Below are 21,649 nucleotides of genomic sequence, written 5' to 3' on the forward strand. Positions count from 1 at the left end.
ACTTACTCGAGATCATAAATCACATTAAAGAGCCGTCGATACTTACCTGGAGGGGATTTTAACGCTTTTACACCATGCCAAGCATTCGGCGTGTTTTTGAATAAAAAACTATAGTTATCTAGGAAGTTAATGGGCGTAGAAGTCATAAAATCTTGAAAATCTGGATTTTGATTAGGTGTAAGTTTGTCTCCAAGTACAAGCAAAGCCCCTCCCCAAGCAAGATCCCAATCTTCTGAAGTGTTAAAGTAAAAAATGTGGGTCGCAACCTTCGAAGCATTGTCACAATGGGGAGAGACCTCATTGGTCGAAATTCCCATGTGCCAAGCGTACCGAATCTGGTATCTTTGCTCTCCTAAAATCTGCTTCATTAAATTTTGATAAGGTGCATTTGTTTCAATTTCATGCAAAAATTTTTGCCATGTTGGAGATAAAAATTCTGCGTGAATTGCCCCTACTTTTTCTTTATCCTCACTATATTTTGACTTTTCATAAGCCAAATAATAACGATTGTGCGGTCTTTGGTTTTTACCCCTTGCCAAATTTTCATGATACTCAAATAGTTCTAACGGAGGAAATTCATCATGCAATTGCTTAAAGCTTTCTTCCGTTAAAAATTCATGAAAATTATGCCACGGAAATGGCCATCTTTTTAAAAAAGATTCCAGCGGAAATGAACGTATGACAGACTCGTTGATCAATTCCATAATCTGGATCCTTTCATAAAAAATTTAAAGGAGGAATAATCCTCCTTAGATTCTAATGGCCACGGGTATGTTTACGATGTGGTTTTTTAGGCTGTGGTATAACGGATTTCAAAGCTTTTGTCGAGCGAGATCGTGGTGATGCAACATGCTTTGTCTTTTTCCCATTGATTTGATTGAGTTGATTGAGCATTTTCTGTCTCAGTTTTGCACCAGAAGCAGGAGTGAGCAACAAGGCAGTCGCAGCCCCTAAAAATGTGCCAATCAGAGTTCCCCATAAAAAATCTTCTTGAATTTTGTTAACCATGGGAATTATCTCCTATTTTGAAATTGTTGCAAAACTTTGATTCCTAAGCTTGCCCAATCAATAATTTCTTCAAGATGTGAATTGGAAGCATGTTTCCTTTTCGAATTAGAAGTGGAGAGTTTGCTGATGATTGTATTAAGTGTATCCTTCCAATCCTCAGCATATTCCATGGCATCATGGCCTTTGTGATTGACATTCGCCATAAAGCTTTCGGCTTTCTCACGAATCTCATCATATTTTTCTCCAAGCTCTTCACGTAACTTTTCTCCAGATTGTGGAGCTAATAATAATGCAGATGTGGCTCCTAGAATAGCACCAAATGCTCCCCCTAACCACATGGTAGCGGGACTCTCATCCTCTTCTTCTTCATGGTAACCATTGTGATAATCAAAGGCATGCAAAGCCTTATGACCAGTCTCTTTCACCTGATCACTAAAATGTTGCGATTTTTCGCGAATATCTTCGATTGTATCTGATAAATCATTTCTTAGCTCTTGACCAGACTTTGGAGCAAGCAGCAACGCTGCAAGACTTCCTGTTAAGCCGCCTAAGAGAGCTCCCTTTAAAAAGCAATTCACATGGTTCTGGGTTCCCATATTCATCTCCTTTTTAAAACTTTTTTTATTAAAATTAATCCTAAAAGTAGCCAATCTGTTAGATCACCGGTGGGTTCTTCTTGAAATGCGATGACCTTTTTTTTTTCTATGAATTCTTTCTGCAACAGATGCGTCTTTTCTTCACAGATATCTCCCACATTCGAGATCGATCGAATGAAGGGATCCATTTTTTCCATGCGCAGCTCCATTCCATCCATGAAAAAATCTAATTTTTTTAAAGTTTTTTGAACTGTAATTAGCGTTTGTATAACAAAATAAGCTAGTACAGCAAAAACAATAACCGAAATAAAAATCATAATTTCTATAAACATAATAAAAACTTAATTAATTTCATTACCTAACCCATACTAAATAAAAGAAACCATGTCAACAAAATTAACTTAAAAAAAGATTGCGATTTTTTAACTGCTTTCTTATGTTGAAGATATGTGGTACAAATCATCATTCATTAAATACGCGACGAACATTCTTTTAGGATTGCTCATCCTTTTCCTATTCGTTAAGCTATTACCTTTTTTTTATCCGATTGTTCAATTCGTCGTCGCTTTCTTCAGCCCTCTGATCTTAGGAATTGTTCTGTATTATATGTTTAGACCTCTTGTCCAATACCTGACAAATCACCACATCCCTAGTGCCATCGCAATTAGCTCTGTTTTTCTTATTTTGGGTGGGATCATTGCCAGCATCGCGACATTTCTGATTCCTACGATTATTACATCCCTTCAAGAAGTCACAACCTCACCCGCTCAAAAAATAGAGGAAGTCAAAGAAGCCACCATCAGCTTCCTGAATATTTTTAATTTAAACCTTTATTCTTATAATGAAGTTAAATCTCTTATTACTAATTTTTTAGAAAAAATACAGCAATTTGTTTTTGCTAATACGTATCTCATCATTTCAACCGCCACCCATATCGCCTTCATCTTTGTTCTTACTCCATTTTGTCTATTCTATCTATTGAAAGACGATCAAAAATTTTATGGTTGGACGATGGAAATGATTCCCCCGGTTTATCGTCCACAATGCGAAAAAATTTTTCATCATCTAGATAAAACGCTGCTCACATTTTTTAATGGACAAATTGTTGTAGCTGCCATTGTCTCTCTAATGGCTCTGATTGGCTTAGCCATCATCCAGATAGACAATTTGATTTTTTTGGCATTTTTAACCTTTCTATTGGGCTTGATCCCTTATTTAGGCACGCTTATCGCGATTATTCCTCCCACACTTGTGGGGCTCACCTCAAGCTATCTAATGGGTCTAACAGCCGCGATTGTGATGACTTCCATCCATTTGATTGAGGCAAACCTTATCACTCCTCACGTCATGATGAAACGCTTAGATGTTCATCCACTCACGATTATTTTGCTTATCGTTGCAAGCTTTTCACTCTTTGGAGTAACAGGTCCTTTGTGGATAACACCGCTCTATGTATTTCTAAGAGAGATTTATACACAGCTCTCCCAACTTTATAGCCCTAAAGAGAATTTAAAGGACTAATGGTGAGAAAAGTCACCTTTTCTCACCATTACTGGTTCAGATTAGAATCGACGTTTTGACGATCCATGAGCATGTTCTTTTTCTTCATGTTCATGTTCGCTTGATTCGCTTGAATGACGGAATGCTTCTTCTAGATTCTGAACTTCTTTTTCAGCTCTATCTTTTGCCATTCCATATTTTTCTTGGAGTTTTCCAATCAACATTTCACGACGACCGTTGATTTTTGTTAACTCATCATCTGTGAGTTTTCCCCATTTTTCTTTGATTTTACCTTGTAATTGTTTCCATTGACCTTGAAGTGTGTCTTTGTTAACCATGATAACCTCCTGTTAATTTAGGGACATTTTAGGCAACATTCTTAACCATCTCCATTTAAGAGATATTCTTTGCACGCTTGTTAATTCCTGTCGTAAAAAATCCACCTTCCGCAATCACAGTCAGATGCTTATCGGCATTTCCTTCTTCTTCTAAAGATTCTTTAAGAAGTTCAGCAATATCGTATAACTCTAGCTGAGTTGCAAAAGTTTTTGCAACTCCATAGCCGGCGATTTCATAGTGCTCAATTCTCTGGGTTGCTCCAATTAAAGCTGCATCTTTTACAACGGAAGGCGCTTCATTTTGAATAATTTCATTTGCCTCATAAATCAGTCCTTCCATAGCTTCACAAGTTTCCTTAAAAGAATTTTCATTCAACATAGAAAAAATGCTGTCTAATCTGGCAACGTGTTTTTTTGTTTGACTCAAATGACGTTCCAAGGCTTCCTTGAGTTCTGGAGTTGTCGCGGCTTCTGCCATCTTAGGTAAGGCTTCAACTAGTTGATTTTCTGCACTATATAAATCACTGATCTCTTTTAGAAATAATCTATAAAAGGCATTTTGAGTCATATCTCCTCCCCATACTCAAATGATTCCTAAAAGCTTTAAGATAATTAAAACCGAAATGGGTATCCCCAATAGCCATAAAAGAATCATTCTTCCCATAATTTCCCCTTATTTTAATAAACCAAGGGCTGAAAACATATTCTAAAAGCACCTGTTTTCAGCCATTCCCCATTAACTTGAACGTTCACTTTTTTCGTACGAAGTCGAGATATCTTCAGCTCCTTCCTTTCTAAGGAGTTCTGAAGCCCGGTCAACATCTTCAGCATTGTTTGTATGTACACTAATCAATATGCCCCCAGCTTTTAGGCTGTTTTCATATCTTTTTGCTTCATATTCTGGAATACCCATTCCAACAAGCGCTCCGATTAACATGCCCAACGAACCTCCAATGCCGCTTCCAGCCAGGGCTGCCATAATCGGACCTGCTGCAATAAAAGGTCCTAGGCCAGGGATGGCTAATGCACCAATACCCGCCAAAATCCCTATCGAACCACCAATAATGCCTCCTGAGACAGCTCCTGTAGCCGCTCCTTCAGGGGCTTTAGTGTGCTTTTCATGTCCGATCGCCCCCTTATTCGTACTGACATCTGTTAATTTGCCCTCATGTGTACGATCTGCAAAGAGTACAGAAATTTCATCTGTATCAAAGCCAGAAGCCTGCAATTTTTGCACAATTCTCTGTGCTTGACTTTCATTTTTAGCGAGACCAAATACAGCCTTTGTCATAATAGCCTCCTGCAAAAAATTAAATTTTTAATCGATTATTTCTCAGCATTCTGAAGAACTTCGAGCTGATTATCCACTTTTGTCACTCCAGGAATAAGCGAAACAATTCTTTCAATTGCTTCTTTTTCAGCTGCGCTATTCACAGGTCCACGAAGAGTCACAACGCCATTCGCAGTAATGACTTTGATGTTTTTTGCATAGGTCGACAAAATCTTGTTCTCTACCAATGCTTTTCGAATACTTTGTAAAGTGATACGATCACCTACGCTTTCCGACTGATCAAAAGGTGTTAAGGCTCCTTCAATTCGATCACGTACATTGCGACTGGTGTTATCCGCATCATCGGATGCTCTACGATCTTGCAAATTACGGTTTGTATTCGTCTCTGAAGGAGCCGCATCTAGTATTGAGCTGTTTTGCTGAGTCGGAGACTTAGGAGGAGGTGGATTGGTAACGTGTTGCTCACATCCAACTAGCATGATTGAAAGAGCGGGAAGAATAAGTAATTTAGATTTCATCTTTATCTCCTTGTAGAGGTTTAATAAAATTAATTAACTATTCTGCTTATGATTTTTATACTGATAACAGATGAAGTGTAGGTGAGTAATATAAGATGATGTTCAAATCGGTAGCGATTTAAAATCGTTTATGAACTTATAATTTCAGAATATTAAATAAAATTATTTGTGTAAATTAAAAAAAATTAAATCTCTTTTAATAAAAGGAAAATAATTCCCTTTTCCCTAAAGAGATCATTGGGTTTTAATCATTTAATGTTTATGATAAAAGCTCTTTGATCAATGAGAAATTTATGATCCATCATTCTGAACATCATGTATTTTTTAGTAACCAAGTCGAATTGCTAATTCACCCCCTAAAGCAGCAATTACTTGGAGCCCACCCATTTTGTCGTCGCTTAATCATTGTACCCAGCCCCGCCATGAAATCTTGGGTCATGTTTAAAATGGCAGAGGAGTCTGGCATTGCGATGGGATTTGAAACCATTTATCTCGATCAGGGCATCCAACGCCTATACCAGCTCATTGAACCAAATCAAACCTTAGCTAATCATCCTTCTTCATTTGAACTCACTTTAGCCCTAGAGGTAGAAGTTCGACAGATTCTCATGCGTTGTGAAAGCTTGAGCTCTGAGGAGCACGAGTTGTGGAAGCCGCTATTTGGCTACTTAAGATTCTCTCCATCAATCAAAACTCTATCTCTTAAAGGAGAAAAAAGACTCATTTCATTAGTGGAAAAATTGGCTGGTCTCTTTTTGGAATATGGGATTGCCGGTGGAGAAGCTCTAGAAGCTTGGCGACAAGCTCCCCCTTCTTCTTGGCAGGTTTACTTGTGGAAAAAAATTTTTGAAAGAGGAAATGCCTATAATTGGACATATCCTTATCACTATCTCAACCAAATCTCCATTCCTGAAAAACGGATCGATCAACTTCAAGTCCATCTATTCGCGATGAGCTATCTTCCCGCTCTGTATCACAATTTTTTGCAAAAAATTGCACAAGCCATTTCTGTTTCTTTCTATTTGCTATCCCCTTGCGAAGCTTTTTGGAGCGATGCCTGCTCGGATAAAGAAAGTAAAAGAATGCAACGTTATTGGAAAAAACAAGATGCTCCAGAAGCTCAACAAGTAGCCTTAGAAGAACTCTTGCGAGATAAAAACCCTCTATTAGCCAATTTTGGACGTCTTGGTCGTGAAATGGCTGTTGCTGTAGAGGATTCCAATGTTCGAACCTCGGCCTGCTATACACTTCCTGCACGTGCGCTGGATTTTCCCTGCTACGAAGAAAGCATCACATCCGATATTCTTCTCCACTCCTCTGATAGACCCTATTTAACCTTACTGCAAGCCGTTCAAACGGATATGGTGCTTTTTAGAAATCCCGATCATACACCTCCGTTGGATCTCTCCGAAAATGATTCCACCATTCAAATCCACGCCACCCCTTCTCTGTTACGTGAAGTACAGATTTTGCACGATAATTTGATTCGCCTCATTCACAATGCCCCTAAAGAAAATCCTCTCTCTCCAAATGAATGGGTCGTCATGGCTCCCGACATTCGCATATATGCGCCTTTTATCAAAATGGTATTCAGCAATCCCAACAGCCCTCTTGATTACAAAATGATGGATGCCAAACTCCCCGAACAAAATTTGTATATCCAAAGCTTTTTGCACTTGCTAAAGCTGTCCTCCTCTCGTTGGGACACTGTTTCCTTACTCACATTATTTGATTACCTCCCATTTCGAAACAAATGGGGACTTCATTTTGAAGATATCGATCAAATTCGCACGTGGATTAAGGAAACGGGCATACGGTGGGGAATGGATATTGCGCATCGTCAGATGATTCTCAAACAAGACCACTGTGCTCATACGCTTGTCGATGAAAATCCTGCGGGGACTTGGGAGCACGGATTCCAAATGCTTCTAAAAGGTCTTATTTTAGAAGAAAACGATACTATTTTATCTGTTGACATTACGCAAAGCACCCTTTTGGGAAAATGGATTTATATTGTCCGTTCTCTCCATCAAGATTTAATCCCTCTCAATGATGGATCTGAACGCACAATCCAAGAGTGGGGAACTTATTTACAACATCTGTCCAATTTTTATCTCCTTCCAGAGCTTTCTGAACATCAAGAATTATTGGAACACCTACTTCACCCTTTTTTTAAAGGCTTTTTGCCGCAACACACGTTTTCATTCAAAACAATCCAACCTATCTTGCTTTCTTTATTCAAAAAAGAAGATGTTTCTTACCGAGAAACCTCCTTACGTGCTGTTAAGTTTTGCTCCATGCTCCCGATGCGAGCCATTCCGGCAAAAGGCATTGCATTATTAGGTTTAGAAGAAGGCGCCTTCCCTCGATTTTTGCCAGAATCCTCCCTGCATCTTTTAGCTTTTCATCCACAGGCGGATTACTCTCCTTCGCAAATTGACTTTGATCGTTATCTTTTTCTTGAAACGCTCACCTCTGCTCGGGAATACTTGTTGTTGAGCTACCAGGCTTTTTCTTCGACAGGAAAAGAGCAGCCTCCTTCCCTCCTTGTTCAAGAACTCATGAGCTATTTAGATAAAAGTTATCGTCTGGGAGACACATGTCCCTCCAAGCGATGTTTCTTTAAGCATCCGTTTCATGGATACAATCCGCAATATTTTGATAATTCCTCTCTCAATAGCTTTTCACAAGAGAATTACCGCTCTGCGCTTGCTAGCCTTAAAACCGAAAAAACCTCAAAACACTGCTTCATTCCTAAATTTCTTTCTTTGCGAACTCCTCTTTGCCTTGAAGAAGAACACATACTTGAAATTAGACAACTCATTGCCCTGGCACGCAATCCTTTTGAACATTATTTTAATAAGCGATTAGGCATTTACTTAGAAAAAGAGGAGTCGAGAAAAATCCCTGATGACGATCTCTTTTCGTTAACATCTCTTTCTAAGGCATCCTTAAAAAAAGAGGCTTTAAAACACCCTTTAGATGCTTTATTGACGCAGAATGAAATTAAAGGACGTCTTCCTTTCGGATATTTTAAAGCACTATCCTTAGATCAGCTCAAAAAAGAAATAGAACAAAATAAAAGCTTATTGCTGAACTGTGGGATTGCCTTAGATCAGATTTTCCAAATTGAACTTACAGATGCCGTTTCCGAACCGACTCAAATTCACCCAGCATGCTGGCTTTTACCACCTCTAGAATTAACCTATCAAGTCGACAAAAGAATTAAAATTGTAGGAATTCTTCCAGAAGTTACCCCTCAAGGTCTTTTGGCTTTTATTCGCGATGAAAAAAAGGAAGTGATCAAAGCGTGGCCCGCCTATCTCATTCTCAATTGTCTTGCTAACGTCTATCCAGATATGTTTGGAAAACACCTAATTTTCGCCAAAAGTGGCAGCATTAAAGCGCCTTTTTTTGATCAGCCTTTCACACTCCTTGAACACTTTTTAGACTACTATTTTATTTGCCAAACACACGTCTCTCCCCTACTTCCTGAATGGATTCCCGACATGATAGAAAATCCAAAATCGTGCCAACTCAAAATCCAGAAAAGTTTAACGGGGCATTTTAGCCTCTATAATGACTATGTAAATTGGATGACAAGAGGAGATGTTGATTTAGACTATGTCTCGCTTGTCTCTGAATGGCAAGAATTAGCAACCGCTTACTTTTCTCCCATTTATACCCACTGGTATGCTACAAAACGCAAAGGAGATGCAGATGTTTGATGTACTCAATCGACAAGTCAACATTCATCATCATCATGTTCTAGAAGCCTCCGCTGGAACAGGTAAAACATTTTCTATTGAAAATATTATCGTACGTCTTCTTTTGGAAAATCCCCCTGTTACCATTCAAGAAATTTTAGTTGTCACTTTTACACGTGCCGCAACGCACGATCTTAAAGTCCGCATTAGGGAAAATATTGAAAAAGCCCTATCCTTTTTACAAGGCTTACTGCTTTCTCCTCATCATTGCTATCAAGAGGCACCAGATTATTTAAAAGCCATTCAGGGAAGGGATCCTGAAGAGATTAAAGAGATAAAAAAGCGGCTAGAACATGCACTTTTTGAATATGATCAAGCACAAATTTTTACTATTCACTCTTTCTGTCTTAGAACACTGAAAACCCATTTTTTTGAAGGCGATCTGGCTCTACACACACTCACGGAAAAAGAATCTCTCTCGCAGGCAGAAATCCTAAAAGTCATTCGCAACTTTTTTCGCACAGAGCTCAAACCCACAATCTATGGCCCCACACATTTTCAACTTTTACTTAAGCAGCATGAGCAATCAATAGAAAAGTTAGAAACGGCTTTGGTTAAAGTGATGACCCAAGGAATTCCACTCGCCCCTTCACCAAGTTTTGAAGAACAGTATGCTTTGTTTAAAAATGCCATGCTGCTTCTAAAAGATAGAGGATTTTCTTCTCACTCTATCTTAACCGATTTTCATACGCTTATTCCTTTATATAAAGGCTTAACGGATCGACAAAAAAGAATCAAAGCGGAAATCCTTTCCAAAGTTCAACTCTTTGCCTCCCTCTTTGATCAGGAAGAATGGTCCCTTCAAGATTATGAAAGTGTAATCGAAGATCAGCTATTTTTAGTGAAAGCACTAGATCCTTCTGCCTTAACTCAAAAGGCTCTTTCAGCACCTCCGCCCATTTTAATTTTACCCAATATGCTTTCTCTTCTTAAACGGCATTTAGAGCCACTTGTCAACCCCTTAAGCACATTCGCTAAACTCGCGTACGATTGCCAAAAATTCCTAAAACACTATCAACAACAAGAAGAAAAATTTCGATTTGATGATCTCCTGCACAACATGCTGCAGGCATTGCAAGATCCCACATTTACAGAAAACATTCGTAATCAGTATCGAGCAGCTTTAATTGATGAATTTCAGGATACAGATCCGATTCAGTGGAAAATTTTCGAGTCTCTTTTTCTTCACGAAGCTTATTCTGGTTACCTGTATCTGGTAGGGGATCCCAAACAATCGATCTACGCGTTTAGACAAGCGGATATTTATACGTATCTTTCAGCGGCACAAGCTATTGGAGAAGATTACCGAGTTTCTTTAACAACCAACTATCGCTCTCATCCATCGCTTGTCCAAGGACTTAACGTTCTATTTGCACAAGAGAATGCTCCTGATTTCATCCATTTGCCAAAATGGCAAAAAACCTTGAATTATCAGCACGTACAAGCTGCAGATAAAACCTTTGACAAAACATTAACGGATGAAATGGGATCCATTCATTTTATTTTGAGTGATCAAGAAAAACCCTCCTTGGATAGCCTTGAAGAAAAAGTGTACTTTCCATTCATCGCACAAGAAATTCAAAAGCTATGCCATCAAAATACATTTGAATATCAAGATTTTGCTGTACTTGTTGCCGATCGTTATCAAGCTCAGAGAATGTCAGATTATTTTAAAACTCTAAATATCCCCTCCCTGACCCAGCGCAATGCAAATCTTGCGGACTCCCCAGCAGTTCAGTGTTGGCAAGAAATTTTGCACGGCATTCTACATGCACGTCAAAGCAGTGCTTTGAAGATTGCTTTAGGAGGCAAAATTTTCGGATGGAATCATGAGGATATTCTCAGACTGGAAGATCCCTTTTTCTATGAGAAAACACTCGCAGAGATCTATTTTTTACGTAAAAAACTCCTTTCAGAAGGCTTTATAGCCTTTTACGATGCTTTAATGCACCATCAGTTGTTTCAAGATAGCCATACACTCATCGAAAAAATACTTCACCAGGAGAGCGGTGCGGACTTTTTGGACGAGCTCTGCCAAATTGCTGAGCTGCTCATTCAAAAGCAAGATGAAACACATTGCCCTCCTGAGGGATTAATTGCTTTTTTGGATGAATTTCCAATCTTGAAATTAAACGACGATGAAAGACTATACAAACAAGTCGATACACATCGAAAAGCCGTGCAGATTCTATCCTTGCATTCAAGCAAAGGATTGGAATTCGAAATTGTTTTTGTGCTTGGATTAACCAAGAAAAACCAAGCGCCTTCTCCACTGATTCCTCAATCCCAAGAAGGCTCTCAATCTATTTTACAAATGGTCTATGACCTGCAAGATCCTGCTTACATTAACTATTGTCAAGAATTAGACGCCGAAAAAATGCGTCAGCTCTATGTGGCTTTTACGAGAGCAAAATATCGTTTGTATGTCGCGGCATTGAGTCCTTATGAAAAGCAAACTGCTTATGGCTGTGCCTCGCCTATTGAGCTCTTTTTAGCAAAACTTGGACAACCTTCCTGCACATATGCGCAGCTTTACGAAAGAATCCATGCAAATTCAACGGAGTCTCTCATTTCTTTCATCGATGCCTTGGATAATTCCATTTCAATTACTTATACAATTGAAAGTCAAGTCACACCCCCTTGCTACGAAATGAACACGACGCCCTCTCCTATTCTGCTTCCTCCTCCAACCATTCACATTTCAGGGGAAATGCTGGCTATCTCATCTTTTTCTCAAATTTCAAAACAAATGGATCAAATCACACCTGTTTGGACCGAATCTCCTCCCCATCATTTTGATGCCTCTACTAAAAACCTTCATACGCTGCCTGCCGGCAACATAACAGGACTGCTCTTACACGAAATTTTAGAAAAATTTCCATTTGAAAAAGCTAACGATATGCAAAATCCCTCTGAAATGCGCTCCTGGATTACACCCTACGTGCAAAACACGGAGTTTCAGGACTGGGATCAAGTTTTGGCGGAAATGCTTTTTAATACATTAAAAACGCCTTTACCTTTTAAAGATGCGACTTTCGCTCTGCAAGATGTTCAGGAAACTAAAATTTTTAAAGAAGTGGAATTTCTTTATCCCTGCGAAAAAGGTCTCTTAGATCTCCATATTCCTGAAGGCTTTCTTAAAGGCGTAATCGATTTAATGTTTGAGCATGCGGGTAAATTTTATATGATTGACTGGAAATCCAACTGGCTAGGACCTAATTTGCAAGCCTATTCCACAACTTCCTTACAGCAATCGATGCACCAACACCATTATCACCTTCAAAGTGCCATTTATGTGGAATCCTTAAAGCGCTATCTTAAACTATTTAATCAATTTGACTTTAAAGCGAATTTTGGCGGGATTTATTACCTGTTTCTTAGAGGCTTAGATATTGAAGAGGGTCAACTATTCGGTTTTTATGCATTGCCAGAAGGAAAATTCTTATGCACAAATTAGTTCCCCACTGGTCAACTTTAAATGCCTTATTAGAATTAGAGATTTTACCCTATGAAGCCTATGCTGTTGCTAAGCTCAGTGTAGAACATGAAGCTCCCGCAGCCTTCATCTGCCACCTCCTTTTATCAACTCAAAATGGTCATCTCTGCACACGGATAAAACAGGATGTGGTTTCCCCTTCTATCGATGAGGTATGGATTGGTGAACCTCACCAAAAAGAGCTGATTGAACCACTTCTTCTACATCTTTTAGATCTTGTGAAAGAGGCTGTCCAAAAAAGATCGGACGACTTGTCCCAAATCATTTACCGAAGGGAACATGCCTACTATCTTCAAAAGCATTGGCAACAAGAAACCTTGTGGATCAACTGCGTAAAAAAAGTGCTTATGCCAGCTAATCAGTGGATAGATTCGGATGCCATTCAAACTGAAGTTTCTCATTTAATTGACAATCAAAAACTTCTTCCCGAGCAGGCACAAGCCATTCTAAAAGCTGCACAACAAAATCTGCTTTTAATTTGTGGAGGACCTGGCACTGGAAAAACTTACACCGCGGGTCAATTGATTAAAACGTTATGGAATCACTTGCCCCCCGAAAAACAAAAAACCTTTCAAATTGCGTTAGCAGCCCCCACAGGAAAAGCCGCTTCCAATTTACAAAATAGTTTAGCAAAGGCAACTGAAAATCTTCCAAATTGGGAAATCCCTAAAGCCAAAACCTTGCATGCTCTGCTAAATATCATCCCATATAAATATGCCAAAAAAAGAAGTTTTTCACCTTTAGCTGCCGATCTCATTCTAATTGATGAAAGTTCCATGATCGATTTACCCATGATGATTCAGCTTTTTTCTTCTTTAAAACCTTCTGCAAAATTGATTTTATTAGGAGATCACCATCAATTGCCAGCGGTAGGAATAGGAAGTCCGTTTAGAGATTTACGCACATATATGCAAAACAAATCGGAATATGCAGATCAAGTCGTTGAACTTAAAACATGCTTAAGAGCTGAATTAAAAGGGATTTTAGATTTTGCAGAGACCGTGAAATCTGGTGATGCGTCAGGCGCCTTAACCCTTCTTGAAAATGCACATTTGCAAGGTATTGAAAAAGTATTTCTGGATGAAAAAATGTCTCTTTCCAATTTTTATACGTTTTTTTTGGAAAAGACGGCACCTTTTTTCTCGTTTGACAATATCCAGAATAGATCCCCAGAGGAGCTTTTGACGGTTTTTAATCGCGTTCGCATTTTATCTCCTCTACGCAAGGGTCCCTTTGGAATTGAAACACTTAATCACCTTCTTTTAGAAAGATTTATGCAAAACCACTCGACTCTTTCTCCCTTTGTCGCTCCGATTTTGCTGACGAAGAACGATCATAAATCTGAATTATTTAATGGGGAAATCGGTGTGTTAGTACGCTTACAAAAAAATGAAGGATTACAACCAGGAGACTACGCACTTTTTCCCTGCAAAGCAAAGGATGGCTCGGAGACCATTCGACGCATTCCAGCTTTGTTACTTCCTCAATTTGAATATGCCTATTGCTTATCCGTACACAAAAGCCAGGGTAGTGAATTTGATCAAATTTTTCTCATGCTTCCTTCTGGATCAGAAGTTTTTGGCAGAGAAATTTTATATACAGCTGTCACGCGAGCAAAGAAGTATTTGCAGATTTGGACCGATCCAAATACGTTTACAATGACATTAAAACAAACTTCCAAACGCCTTTCAAGCTTCGTTGAAAGAATGGATGACTTAGCTGAACCAAATCATCCATCATGATGATCAATTACGTATTGATTTCGTACATATGCTTGCCATCATAATATTCATCAGGTTTTTTTTTATCATATGCCCATTGCAAATGCTTTTTCGCTTCTTTGTCCCACTCCTTTTTTAAAAGGTCTTGGCACTTTACATCAATGTCGTCCGGTTTAACACCAAATTCATGGCATAAAAAAGCAAATTTTTCCAAGAGAATATGGAGGCATTGACTTTCTTTCTTTCGTTTTCTAGTCAGTTCATTCATCCAATTTTCCATGGCATAATCTCTATCAATGGTCAAATCCATCATCAAGTTATTTAAACCCGCTCTCACTTGTGGATGAAGACTACTCGAATTAAAATTATTCATTTCATTTAAAATAGCGTCTGCTACTTTAGCTGCCATTTTATAATCATAAACGAGGTCTTTTTCTTCAAAATCACAAATTCTAAAAGGAGATCCAAGAGCACTTTTCGGTTTCGTTCTTAGCCATTGTAAAATGGCTTTTTCTTCATAAACTCTTCCATCAGGAGCTCTCACAGGCTTTTCAAACAAAGTCCCCTCAATTTGACAGCACAATTCCATTAAATTTTCTCTACCACCAATAAAATCATTAAAAGCTTTTTTAATGCTTTCCTTGATTAATTCTGCTTTCCATTCCTGAAACTGGGTACTCTTTTTGAAAATGATATATGTTGACACACATGTGGCACTTGCACCAGCCGTAATGCCCATTATTCCGCCCCCTACACTACCTGCAGCCGCACCTATTGCCGCTCCAATGGGCCCTCCTACAGCAAAACCTATTCCTCCTCCAGCCCCACCTCCTCCGAGAGCACCTGCAGCACCTCCCCCAGCAATTAAACCTACACCTACTGCTACTGCAGCTACACGTGATTTGTTTTTTTTAAACTTGGTTGCAGATGCATATGATAGTAGGCTATACTTTCCCTTAATATCAGGAATAAGAGGTTTCGCTTCATTGTTAACCGGATCAAGGATGATAGGTTCTTGACGGGTTGGTTCTGACAAAACTTTCATATTTTTCCCCTTTATTTTTAGTACCAAATAATTGTATATCTTATCATTTCTAACTGAGTGACATCTTTTACAAATTGATGTAGTTTGTATGCTTTATTTTGAGAATCAAAACAAATTTTGCGATCATGATAAAGCCGCATTCCAATGGGAACCATCAATAATCCCCCCGAAAGAATGATTAGAGCAAAAACAGCTCCCACCTTCACTCTAGCGCCAACGCCGTACATTTTTTTGTCAATTTCTTGAACACTCATTTCTCTAAAATGTTGTTGAGCAGCTTGGGATCTGGCGGATAGATTAAATAAATTAAGAGACACATAAACTCCTTAAAAAAAATTAAAAATTATTTATTTTTTTTCCGGATTTATATAACAAGGCTTGAATTTATATGCAAAAGATTTAAATTTAATTTCGCAGAAATAAATTTTAAGCATCTAATTTTTAAAATATTAGATGTTTAAAAAATTTTAGGTCAGAAGATATGCTATTTTCTCTCAGAAACGACGATCACTTTGACGCCCTCCCGAATCTTTTCAGTAGGATTAATAATCAAATGGTCATTGTCTTGCAGCCCTTCCGTTACCTCAAGTGTCTTACCAAAATCACGTCCCACCTGGATTTGCCTGATATGTGCAATCCCATTTTGATCAACAACTCCCATCTGTGGGCCATCAGCTCGAAGGATCAAGGCATCTGAAGGAACAATAAAGGAGTCCTTTTCGGGTTTCATTTTAAAATGCACTTCCGCATAAAGCCCGTTAAAAATTTCCCCATTAGGATTTTCTACATCAACCTCTGTACGCATTGTGCGAGCGATAGGATCCAATGCTTTGGCAAACCGCACGACTTTTCCTTGATAAACTTTATCTGGAAATTCTCGTATCACTACATCTGCTAACATATTATCCATAATTTGCCTAACAAATGACTGGGGAACATCAACAAAAAAACGGATCACTCGCATTTCTGCAATTTGAAAGAGTTCCTGAGGGTTGCTTCCACTGCTACCAGCTGTGATGAGTGTCCCCACATCTACATCGCGTTTGATGATTGTGCCTGTGAATGGAGCATAGATCTTCTTGAATTGCTGAATGTAGCGCAACCTTTCTACATTTTTCCTGAAGGACACCACATCAGCCTTAGATGACTCATAGGTCAATCGACGCTCATCAACTTCTTGCCCTGGTACAGCCTCAGAATTTTTCTTATAGAGTGTTTCCCAGCGGTTTTTGCTAATTTCTGCCAGATCCATTTTGGCTATCGCACTATTAAGATCGGCAATGGCTTGATCTAATTGTTGATCCACTTCAGGGGTATCGATATCGGCCAAGAGATCGCCTTCTTTGACGTGATCTCCTATATCAACGTAATATTGTATCAAATACCCATTTGTTCTCGCCCAAAGGGGGGTAATATGAAAGGCTTCTGCCGAGCTGGGCAAAACAAGATCGATTAATTGACTTTCAGGTTTCATAACCATAATGGTCACTTTGGGAATGTCGATCGCATTTGCACGGACATCATTCGCACTTTGCTGCCTTAGCCTTGGTATCCACCCACTTAAAAAAAGAAGAAATAAAAGCCCACAGAGTCCTAAGACGATTAAAAAGCGTTTAAAAAGGCTTGTCGGAGGTCTTTCGCCTATAGGGCAATCTTCGGGATCATCAGGTTTATTCATCGTCTTCACTACTCACATCTTCGTGTTTTGGTGGAACATAAGCTTCTTGTTCTGCATTGATGTATGGATTAGGTTTTTTGCGTAATAGAGAAAATATGACGGGAACAAAAAATAGCGTTGTAAAGGTAGCCATTAGCAATCCTCCAATGACAGCACGGCCCAAAGGAGCATTCTGTTCTCCTCCTTCCCCTAATCCAAAAGCCATTGGTAGCATCCCAACAACCATGGCTAGGGCTGTCATCATCACAGGTCTTAGTCGTGTAGTACACGCAGATAACGCTGCCTGCACATTGGTTTTACCCTCTTTCATTAAAAAGTTTGCAAACGTTACCACTAAAATACTGTTCGCAATGGCCACCCCAATACTCATAATGGTTCCCATTAAAGATGGAATGCTAAACGTGGTTCGTGTTAAAAATAGCATCCAAATAATTCCGGATATAGAGCCTGGAAGCGCCATAACAATAATGAATGGATCGAGCCAAGATTGAAAGTTAATCACCATGATGAAATACACAAGCATAATGGCAAAAATAAAACCAATCCCTAAGCGAAAAAATGCTGTTTCCATATCCACAACAAGCCCTTTTGCCACAATCTCATTTCCGGGCTTCATCTTTTTATTATATTCTTGAATGATTTTTTCAATATCTGTTGCAACACCTCCCAAGTCACGCCCATACACATTTGCATAAACATCATAAACTGGCTGAATGTTCAAATGATTTTCAACTCCAACCGTGGATCTTCTTTCCACAGTTGCCAGATTGCTTAGCAATTGCGATTGCTGAGTCAAGGGACTTGAAACGGGCATTCGCATCACTTCATCGAGGGAATTAACTTGATATTTGGGCAACTGTACCGCAATCAGATAAGGGATACCTTGTACGCGATCTAGCCAAAAGTTGGGTGTAACAACTGTGCTCGTACTATATGTATTCAAAACATCGTTTACAATATCACGTTGTGTAATTCCAACTTTATCTAAAAGCGTGCGGTCAACATTCAAGAAAAATTCAGGCTGATCCAAAATCTGATGTAAATGAACATCTACAGCACCCGGAACGCGCGATATTTTCTGAACAAGTTCTTTGGCAATTTCGATGTTATGAGCTTTATCATAGCCAATAACTCGCACGTCTATTGGAGTAGGTAAACCAAAATTCAGGATCTGACTGACCATATCTGCTGGCTGAAAATAAAACAGTAAATCACTAAACTTCTCATTTAAATGCTTTCGCAGCATTTGCATGTACTCTTGTGTGCTATGCTGTCGATCGGTCTTCAAAGCAACTAATATCTCTCCATCTGATGTTCCTAAAGTCGCATTATCTCCAAACGCCAAGCTATAGGGCTCGGAAGCCAGCCCAATGTTATCAATCATCATGGCAATTTCAGACGGTGGAATCACTTTCTTGATTTCATCTTCTACTCGGCCAAAAATTTCTTCGGTGACTTCTATTCGAGTCCCAGAGCGTGCTTTCACATGTAAGCGCAATTGATTCGCATCCACACTAGGGAAAAAGTCTCTTCCGATGAAAGGCAGAATCATTAGCGCACTCAAAAAAAGAAGGCTAAATAAAAGACATACGGTTCCACGGTGCTCCAAGGCCCAATGTAAAGCCTTTGCGTATTGATGCCTCAACCGATGGAAACCTTCTTCAAATTTGACATGCTGCCGATCCAACCAAGTGCGCGGCCCTCCACCAGTGTAAAGATATATCTCGGCAGGCAGCATAAAATTAATCATGACTGGTACAAGAGTTCGTGATAAAAAATAGGAGGCGGAAACGGCAAAAACCACAGCTAATGCAAAAGGAACAAACAGAAATTTAGAAGGGCCTGTCAAGAGGACTACGGGTATAAATACAATGCAGATGGAAAGAGTCGATACGAAAGCAGGAATAGCAACCTGATGCGATCCATCCAACACAGCATGTAATAAGTCTTTCTTTCCGATTTCTATGTTTCGGTGAATGTTTTCAATAGTTACAGTGGCATCATCCACCAGAATTCCAATTGCCAATGCCAATCCCCCCAATGTCATCACATTCAAGGTATGACCAATTAAGCTTAAAAAAATAATTGAAGTTAAGATAGACAAAGGAATCGAAATCAGCACAATGAGTGTGCTACGCCAACTGCCTAAAAAAACCAACATCATCATTCCCGTCAACAAAGCAGCTAAAGCACCTTCTTCGAGAACACTAGCAATGGCGCGTCTAACAAAAACAGATTGGTCAAAGAGTAAATTGATCTCCATTCCCTTGGGAGCTGCCGCTCGAATGGTTGGCAAAAAATCCCAAACGGCCCCCACAATATCGAGTGTTGACGCTGCCCCATTTTTAAGAATCGTCATTAAAACAGCTCGATGTCCATCTTCACGTACGATATTTGTCTGAGGAGCAAAACCATCGTGCGCATATCCAACATCACGCAAATAAACAACAGCGTTATCAACCACCTTGATGGGAATATCATTAAAATTAGAGACCAAATCGGGAGTATTATTCATGTTTAAGCGATAATCGATATCCCCAATACGCGCATCCCCCGTGGGCAGAGTGACAACCTGATTGGTAACTGCCGTATTGATATCTCGTGCAGAAATACCCTTTGCTTGCATCGCTTCGGGATTCACATCCACCATGGCCTGTCTGACTTTTCCTCCATAAGGTGTTGGAAGAGTCGTTCCTGGTATCGTAGCTAATCCTTGTCGAATACGGAAATTTCCGTAGTCATATAATTCCGATTCAGTATGGATCTGACTTGAAAGAATCATTTGCACGAGAGGAACGGTATTGGCATAAAAACGCAAAATAATGGGCGGCAGTATGCCTGTAGGCAATCGCCTCAAAATAGCTTGAGAAACAGCTGTCGCCTGAGCTACAGCCGTTTGAACTTCGGCACCAGGATGAAAATACAAGCGGATAATCCCAATCCCATCCACCGTTTGAGACTCAATTCGCTCGACATCGTTAACGTTATTGGATAGTGAATATTCACTATAAGTTGTCACACGTTGTGCAAATTCTTCTGCAGGAAGTCCCGTATAAGACCAAATGACACTCACAACGGGAATATCCAAATTGGGAAAAATATCTTTGGGTGTGACAAATGAAAATACACTTCCTAAAATCGTAATAAGAAGAGCGACAACTACAAAAGTATAGGGACGCCTAAGCGCAAGGGTAACAATCCACATAAATCAAAAATAGCATTTGTCAATCAAAGGTCTTTTTCTTACATATAGATATCTAATTACTTTCTTTTAAAAAAGGAAAATATTGTGAAATTTTCTATACATTTTCTCCTCTTCGCGCTCTTTTTAACTTCAGGTTGTATGGTAGGGCCAGATTATCGACCTCCATGTATCGATGCGCCTGCGGCTTGGAAGGGTCCAAATGAAGGTCCAGATTTTTGTGAAGAGGTTGAAAACTGGTGGGAAATTTTTGATGACCAGCGGCTTAACAATTTAGAAGCATTGGCTGTTTCAAATAACAGAAATCTATTTGCAGCTTTCGAACGTGTACAAGAAGCTCGTTATCGAGCTGGTGTAGTCGCGGCTGATTTGTATCCTCAATTTACATTAGATCCCCTCTATAGCAACCAAGAGGTCCTTTTAAAAACTTTAGGAGCCCCCTCAACATTTTTGAGGGTGCACGAATTGCTCTACAATCTACCCCTTAATTTAAGCTATCAAATGGATCTTTGGGGTAGGTTGACAGATCAATATTATGCAGCAAAATATACGTGGGAAGCCCAGATTGAAGACTATCGTCTTGTGCTCCTTAATTTAACCACCGATCTTGCCACAGCTTATTACCAATTGAGAGCGGCCGATTCTCAAATTGATTTATTAATCGCCACGTTAAAAACACGCAATAAAGCCTTTGATATTAATAAATCACGCTACGAAGCTAAAATTGTCAATTATTCCGATGTCTCGCGTGCAGGTCTAGAGGTTCAAAATGCCCTGACACAATATGAAGAAATGGTCCGACAGCGCAATGTGCTTGAAAATCGAATAGCGGTCTTGCTTGGAGTTCAGCCTTCTGAATTTTTTTTAGAACACATGCCCCTAACAACGCTTCCACCACGTATTCCAGCAGGGATTCCTTCGGAAGTTCTTTTACAACGCCCCGACATTGCAGAAATCGAAAGAAATATGGCATCTGCCCATGCTCTGGTAAAAGCGGCTTATGCCTCCTTTTTCCCCTCATTAGAACTGACAGGATTAGTCGGGTATAGCAGCCCTGCATTGAAATACTTCCTCAAACACAAAAGCTTTTGGTGGATGTATGGAGCGAGCATGGATCAAACGGTATTTGATGGCTTTCGCAAAACCGATAATCTGTGTCTCCAGTGGTCCACTTTTAAAGAAATAGGATATCAATACCAACAACAAGTCTTTGTCGCATTTCAAGAAGTTGAAAATGCCTTATCCGACATTCAACAATATGCGGAAGAATATGAGAGTTCCAAGAAAGCTGTAGAATGGGCCAAAACAACCACCAAAATTGCTCGAGATCGTTATTTTCAAGGGGTCACTTTTTATTTGGATGTAATGGATAGTGAGCGAGATGAGCTAAGCGCAGAAATCATTCAGAATAATTTGCAGGGCTTACGTTTTGTATCCACCATTCAGTTGATTAATGCACTTGGAGGAAGTTGGAATTGCGACTAACTCT

Annotated in this window: 16 protein-coding genes and 1 pseudogene; 5 read left to right on the top strand and 12 right to left on the bottom strand. The window is 39.4% G+C overall.

Annotated elements, in window-relative coordinates; all coding sequences use genetic code 11:
* Positions 1–2 precede the first annotated feature (2 nt).
* From AOM43_RS11895 to AOM43_RS11910, 4 genes are read right to left on the bottom strand one after another with little or no spacing between them, the layout of a single operon-like run.
* Positions 3–704, bottom strand: a complete 702-nt coding sequence (locus tag AOM43_RS11895; protein ID WP_006341219.1) for a 2OG-Fe(II) oxygenase — start codon at positions 702–704, stop codon at positions 3–5.
* 52 nt (positions 705–756) lie between these two features.
* Positions 757–1,008, bottom strand: coding sequence for a YtxH domain-containing protein (locus AOM43_RS11900; RefSeq protein WP_059360427.1), 252 nt, complete (start codon positions 1,006–1,008; stop codon positions 757–759).
* A gap of 5 nt (positions 1,009–1,013) precedes the next feature.
* The gene (locus tag AOM43_RS11905; protein WP_013924134.1) at positions 1,014–1,604 is read right to left on the bottom strand and encodes a YtxH domain-containing protein; all 591 of its coding nucleotides are present in this window, start codon (positions 1,602–1,604) and stop codon (positions 1,014–1,016) included.
* A gap of 2 nt (positions 1,605–1,606) precedes the next feature.
* On the bottom strand, positions 1,607–1,936 hold the full coding sequence (locus tag AOM43_RS11910) for a hypothetical protein (RefSeq protein ID WP_059360429.1): 330 nt from the start codon (positions 1,934–1,936) through the stop codon (positions 1,607–1,609).
* Positions 1,937–2,051: 115 nt separating this feature from the next.
* Between AOM43_RS11910 and AOM43_RS11915 the strand changes: the two genes are divergently transcribed.
* Positions 2,052–3,125 carry an AI-2E family transporter gene (locus AOM43_RS11915; protein ID WP_059360432.1) on the top strand — a complete coding sequence of 358 codons (1,074 nt, stop codon included), beginning with the start codon at positions 2,052–2,054 and terminating at the stop codon, positions 3,123–3,125.
* A gap of 125 nt (positions 3,126–3,250) precedes the next feature.
* Here AOM43_RS11915 and AOM43_RS11920 read toward each other — a convergent pair.
* The 4 genes and pseudogenes from AOM43_RS11920 to AOM43_RS11935 form a co-directional block, all read right to left on the bottom strand.
* Positions 3,251–3,442, bottom strand: a pseudogene (locus tag AOM43_RS11920) (CsbD family protein); the annotation flags it as partial.
* A 55-nt stretch (positions 3,443–3,497) separates the two neighbouring features.
* Complete coding sequence (locus AOM43_RS11925) at positions 3,498–4,010, bottom strand: ferritin-like domain-containing protein (protein WP_059360434.1); 513 nt, start codon at positions 4,008–4,010, stop codon at positions 3,498–3,500.
* Positions 4,011–4,178: 168 nt separating this feature from the next.
* The gene (locus tag AOM43_RS11930) at positions 4,179–4,733 is read right to left on the bottom strand and encodes a hypothetical protein (RefSeq protein WP_006341227.1); all 555 of its coding nucleotides are present in this window, start codon (positions 4,731–4,733) and stop codon (positions 4,179–4,181) included.
* A 35-nt stretch (positions 4,734–4,768) separates the two neighbouring features.
* Positions 4,769–5,251: a BON domain-containing protein gene (locus tag AOM43_RS11935; protein ID WP_006341228.1), complete on the bottom strand. Its 483-nt coding sequence runs from the start codon at positions 5,249–5,251 to the stop codon at positions 4,769–4,771.
* 293 nt (positions 5,252–5,544) lie between these two features.
* On the opposite strand from AOM43_RS11935, the gene AOM43_RS11940 reads away from it, so the two are divergent.
* The 3 genes from AOM43_RS11940 to recD are packed head-to-tail and all read left to right on the top strand — an operon-like array spanning position 5,545 to position 14,256.
* Positions 5,545–8,979, top strand: a complete 3,435-nt coding sequence (locus AOM43_RS11940) for an exodeoxyribonuclease V subunit gamma (RefSeq protein ID WP_059360436.1) — start codon at positions 5,545–5,547, stop codon at positions 8,977–8,979.
* The gene (locus AOM43_RS11945) at positions 8,972–12,475 is read left to right on the top strand and encodes a UvrD-helicase domain-containing protein (RefSeq protein ID WP_059360438.1); all 3,504 of its coding nucleotides are present in this window, start codon (positions 8,972–8,974) and stop codon (positions 12,473–12,475) included. The genes AOM43_RS11940 and AOM43_RS11945 overlap by 8 nt, the downstream gene beginning before the upstream one ends.
* Complete coding sequence (recD, locus tag AOM43_RS11950; protein WP_006341231.1) at positions 12,463–14,256, top strand: exodeoxyribonuclease V subunit alpha; 1,794 nt, start codon at positions 12,463–12,465, stop codon at positions 14,254–14,256. Before AOM43_RS11945 ends, recD begins: the two co-directional genes overlap by 13 nt.
* 7 nt (positions 14,257–14,263) lie before the next feature.
* Here recD and AOM43_RS11955 read toward each other — a convergent pair whose 3' ends face one another.
* From AOM43_RS11955 to AOM43_RS11970, 4 genes are all read right to left on the bottom strand, one after another.
* Positions 14,264–15,280: a U-box domain-containing protein gene (locus AOM43_RS11955; protein ID WP_059360440.1), complete on the bottom strand. Its 1,017-nt coding sequence runs from the start codon at positions 15,278–15,280 to the stop codon at positions 14,264–14,266.
* A gap of 17 nt (positions 15,281–15,297) precedes the next feature.
* Positions 15,298–15,597 carry a hypothetical protein gene (locus tag AOM43_RS11960; protein WP_013924125.1) on the bottom strand — a complete coding sequence of 100 codons (300 nt, stop codon included), beginning with the start codon at positions 15,595–15,597 and terminating at the stop codon, positions 15,298–15,300.
* Between the two features lie 167 nt (positions 15,598–15,764).
* Positions 15,765–16,958, bottom strand: a complete 1,194-nt coding sequence (locus tag AOM43_RS11965) for an efflux RND transporter periplasmic adaptor subunit (protein WP_059360442.1) — start codon at positions 16,956–16,958, stop codon at positions 15,765–15,767.
* Positions 16,951–20,163 carry an efflux RND transporter permease subunit gene (locus tag AOM43_RS11970; RefSeq protein ID WP_013924124.1) on the bottom strand — a complete coding sequence of 1,071 codons (3,213 nt, stop codon included), beginning with the start codon at positions 20,161–20,163 and terminating at the stop codon, positions 16,951–16,953. Before AOM43_RS11970 ends, AOM43_RS11965 begins: the two co-directional genes overlap by 8 nt.
* Positions 20,164–20,247: 84 nt before the next feature.
* Here AOM43_RS11970 and AOM43_RS11975 point away from each other — a divergent pair, with 84 nt between their 5' ends.
* Positions 20,248–21,645, top strand: a complete 1,398-nt coding sequence (locus AOM43_RS11975) for an efflux transporter outer membrane subunit (protein ID WP_013924123.1) — start codon at positions 20,248–20,250, stop codon at positions 21,643–21,645.
* The last annotated feature ends 4 nt before the right edge of the window (positions 21,646–21,649 follow it).

Origin of the sequence: Parachlamydia acanthamoebae (assembly GCF_000875975.1) — a bacterium.
GTDB classification, from domain to species: domain Bacteria; phylum Chlamydiota; class Chlamydiia; order Chlamydiales; family Parachlamydiaceae; genus Parachlamydia; species Parachlamydia acanthamoebae.

Coding starts and splice junctions, on each gene's coding strand:
- AOM43_RS11895 (WP_006341219.1), bottom strand. CDS start 704: ATGGAATTGATCAACGAGTCTGTCATACGTTCATTTCCGCTGGAATCT.
- AOM43_RS11900 (WP_059360427.1), bottom strand. CDS start 1,008: ATGGTTAACAAAATTCAAGAAGATTTTTTATGGGGAACTCTGATTGGC.
- AOM43_RS11905 (WP_013924134.1), bottom strand. CDS start 1,604: ATGGGAACCCAGAACCATGTGAATTGCTTTTTAAAGGGAGCTCTCTTA.
- AOM43_RS11910 (WP_059360429.1), bottom strand. CDS start 1,936: ATGTTTATAGAAATTATGATTTTTATTTCGGTTATTGTTTTTGCTGTA.
- AOM43_RS11915 (WP_059360432.1), top strand. CDS start 2,052: ATGTGGTACAAATCATCATTCATTAAATACGCGACGAACATTCTTTTA.
- AOM43_RS11925 (WP_059360434.1), bottom strand. CDS start 4,010: ATGACTCAAAATGCCTTTTATAGATTATTTCTAAAAGAGATCAGTGAT.
- AOM43_RS11930 (WP_006341227.1), bottom strand. CDS start 4,733: ATGACAAAGGCTGTATTTGGTCTCGCTAAAAATGAAAGTCAAGCACAG.
- AOM43_RS11935 (WP_006341228.1), bottom strand. CDS start 5,251: ATGAAATCTAAATTACTTATTCTTCCCGCTCTTTCAATCATGCTAGTT.
- AOM43_RS11940 (WP_059360436.1), top strand. CDS start 5,545: ATGATCCATCATTCTGAACATCATGTATTTTTTAGTAACCAAGTCGAA.
- AOM43_RS11945 (WP_059360438.1), top strand. CDS start 8,972: ATGTTTGATGTACTCAATCGACAAGTCAACATTCATCATCATCATGTT.
- recD (WP_006341231.1), top strand. CDS start 12,463: ATGCACAAATTAGTTCCCCACTGGTCAACTTTAAATGCCTTATTAGAA.
- AOM43_RS11955 (WP_059360440.1), bottom strand. CDS start 15,280: ATGAAAGTTTTGTCAGAACCAACCCGTCAAGAACCTATCATCCTTGAT.
- AOM43_RS11965 (WP_059360442.1), bottom strand. CDS start 16,958: ATGAATAAACCTGATGATCCCGAAGATTGCCCTATAGGCGAAAGACCT.
- AOM43_RS11970 (WP_013924124.1), bottom strand. CDS start 20,163: ATGTGGATTGTTACCCTTGCGCTTAGGCGTCCCTATACTTTTGTAGTT.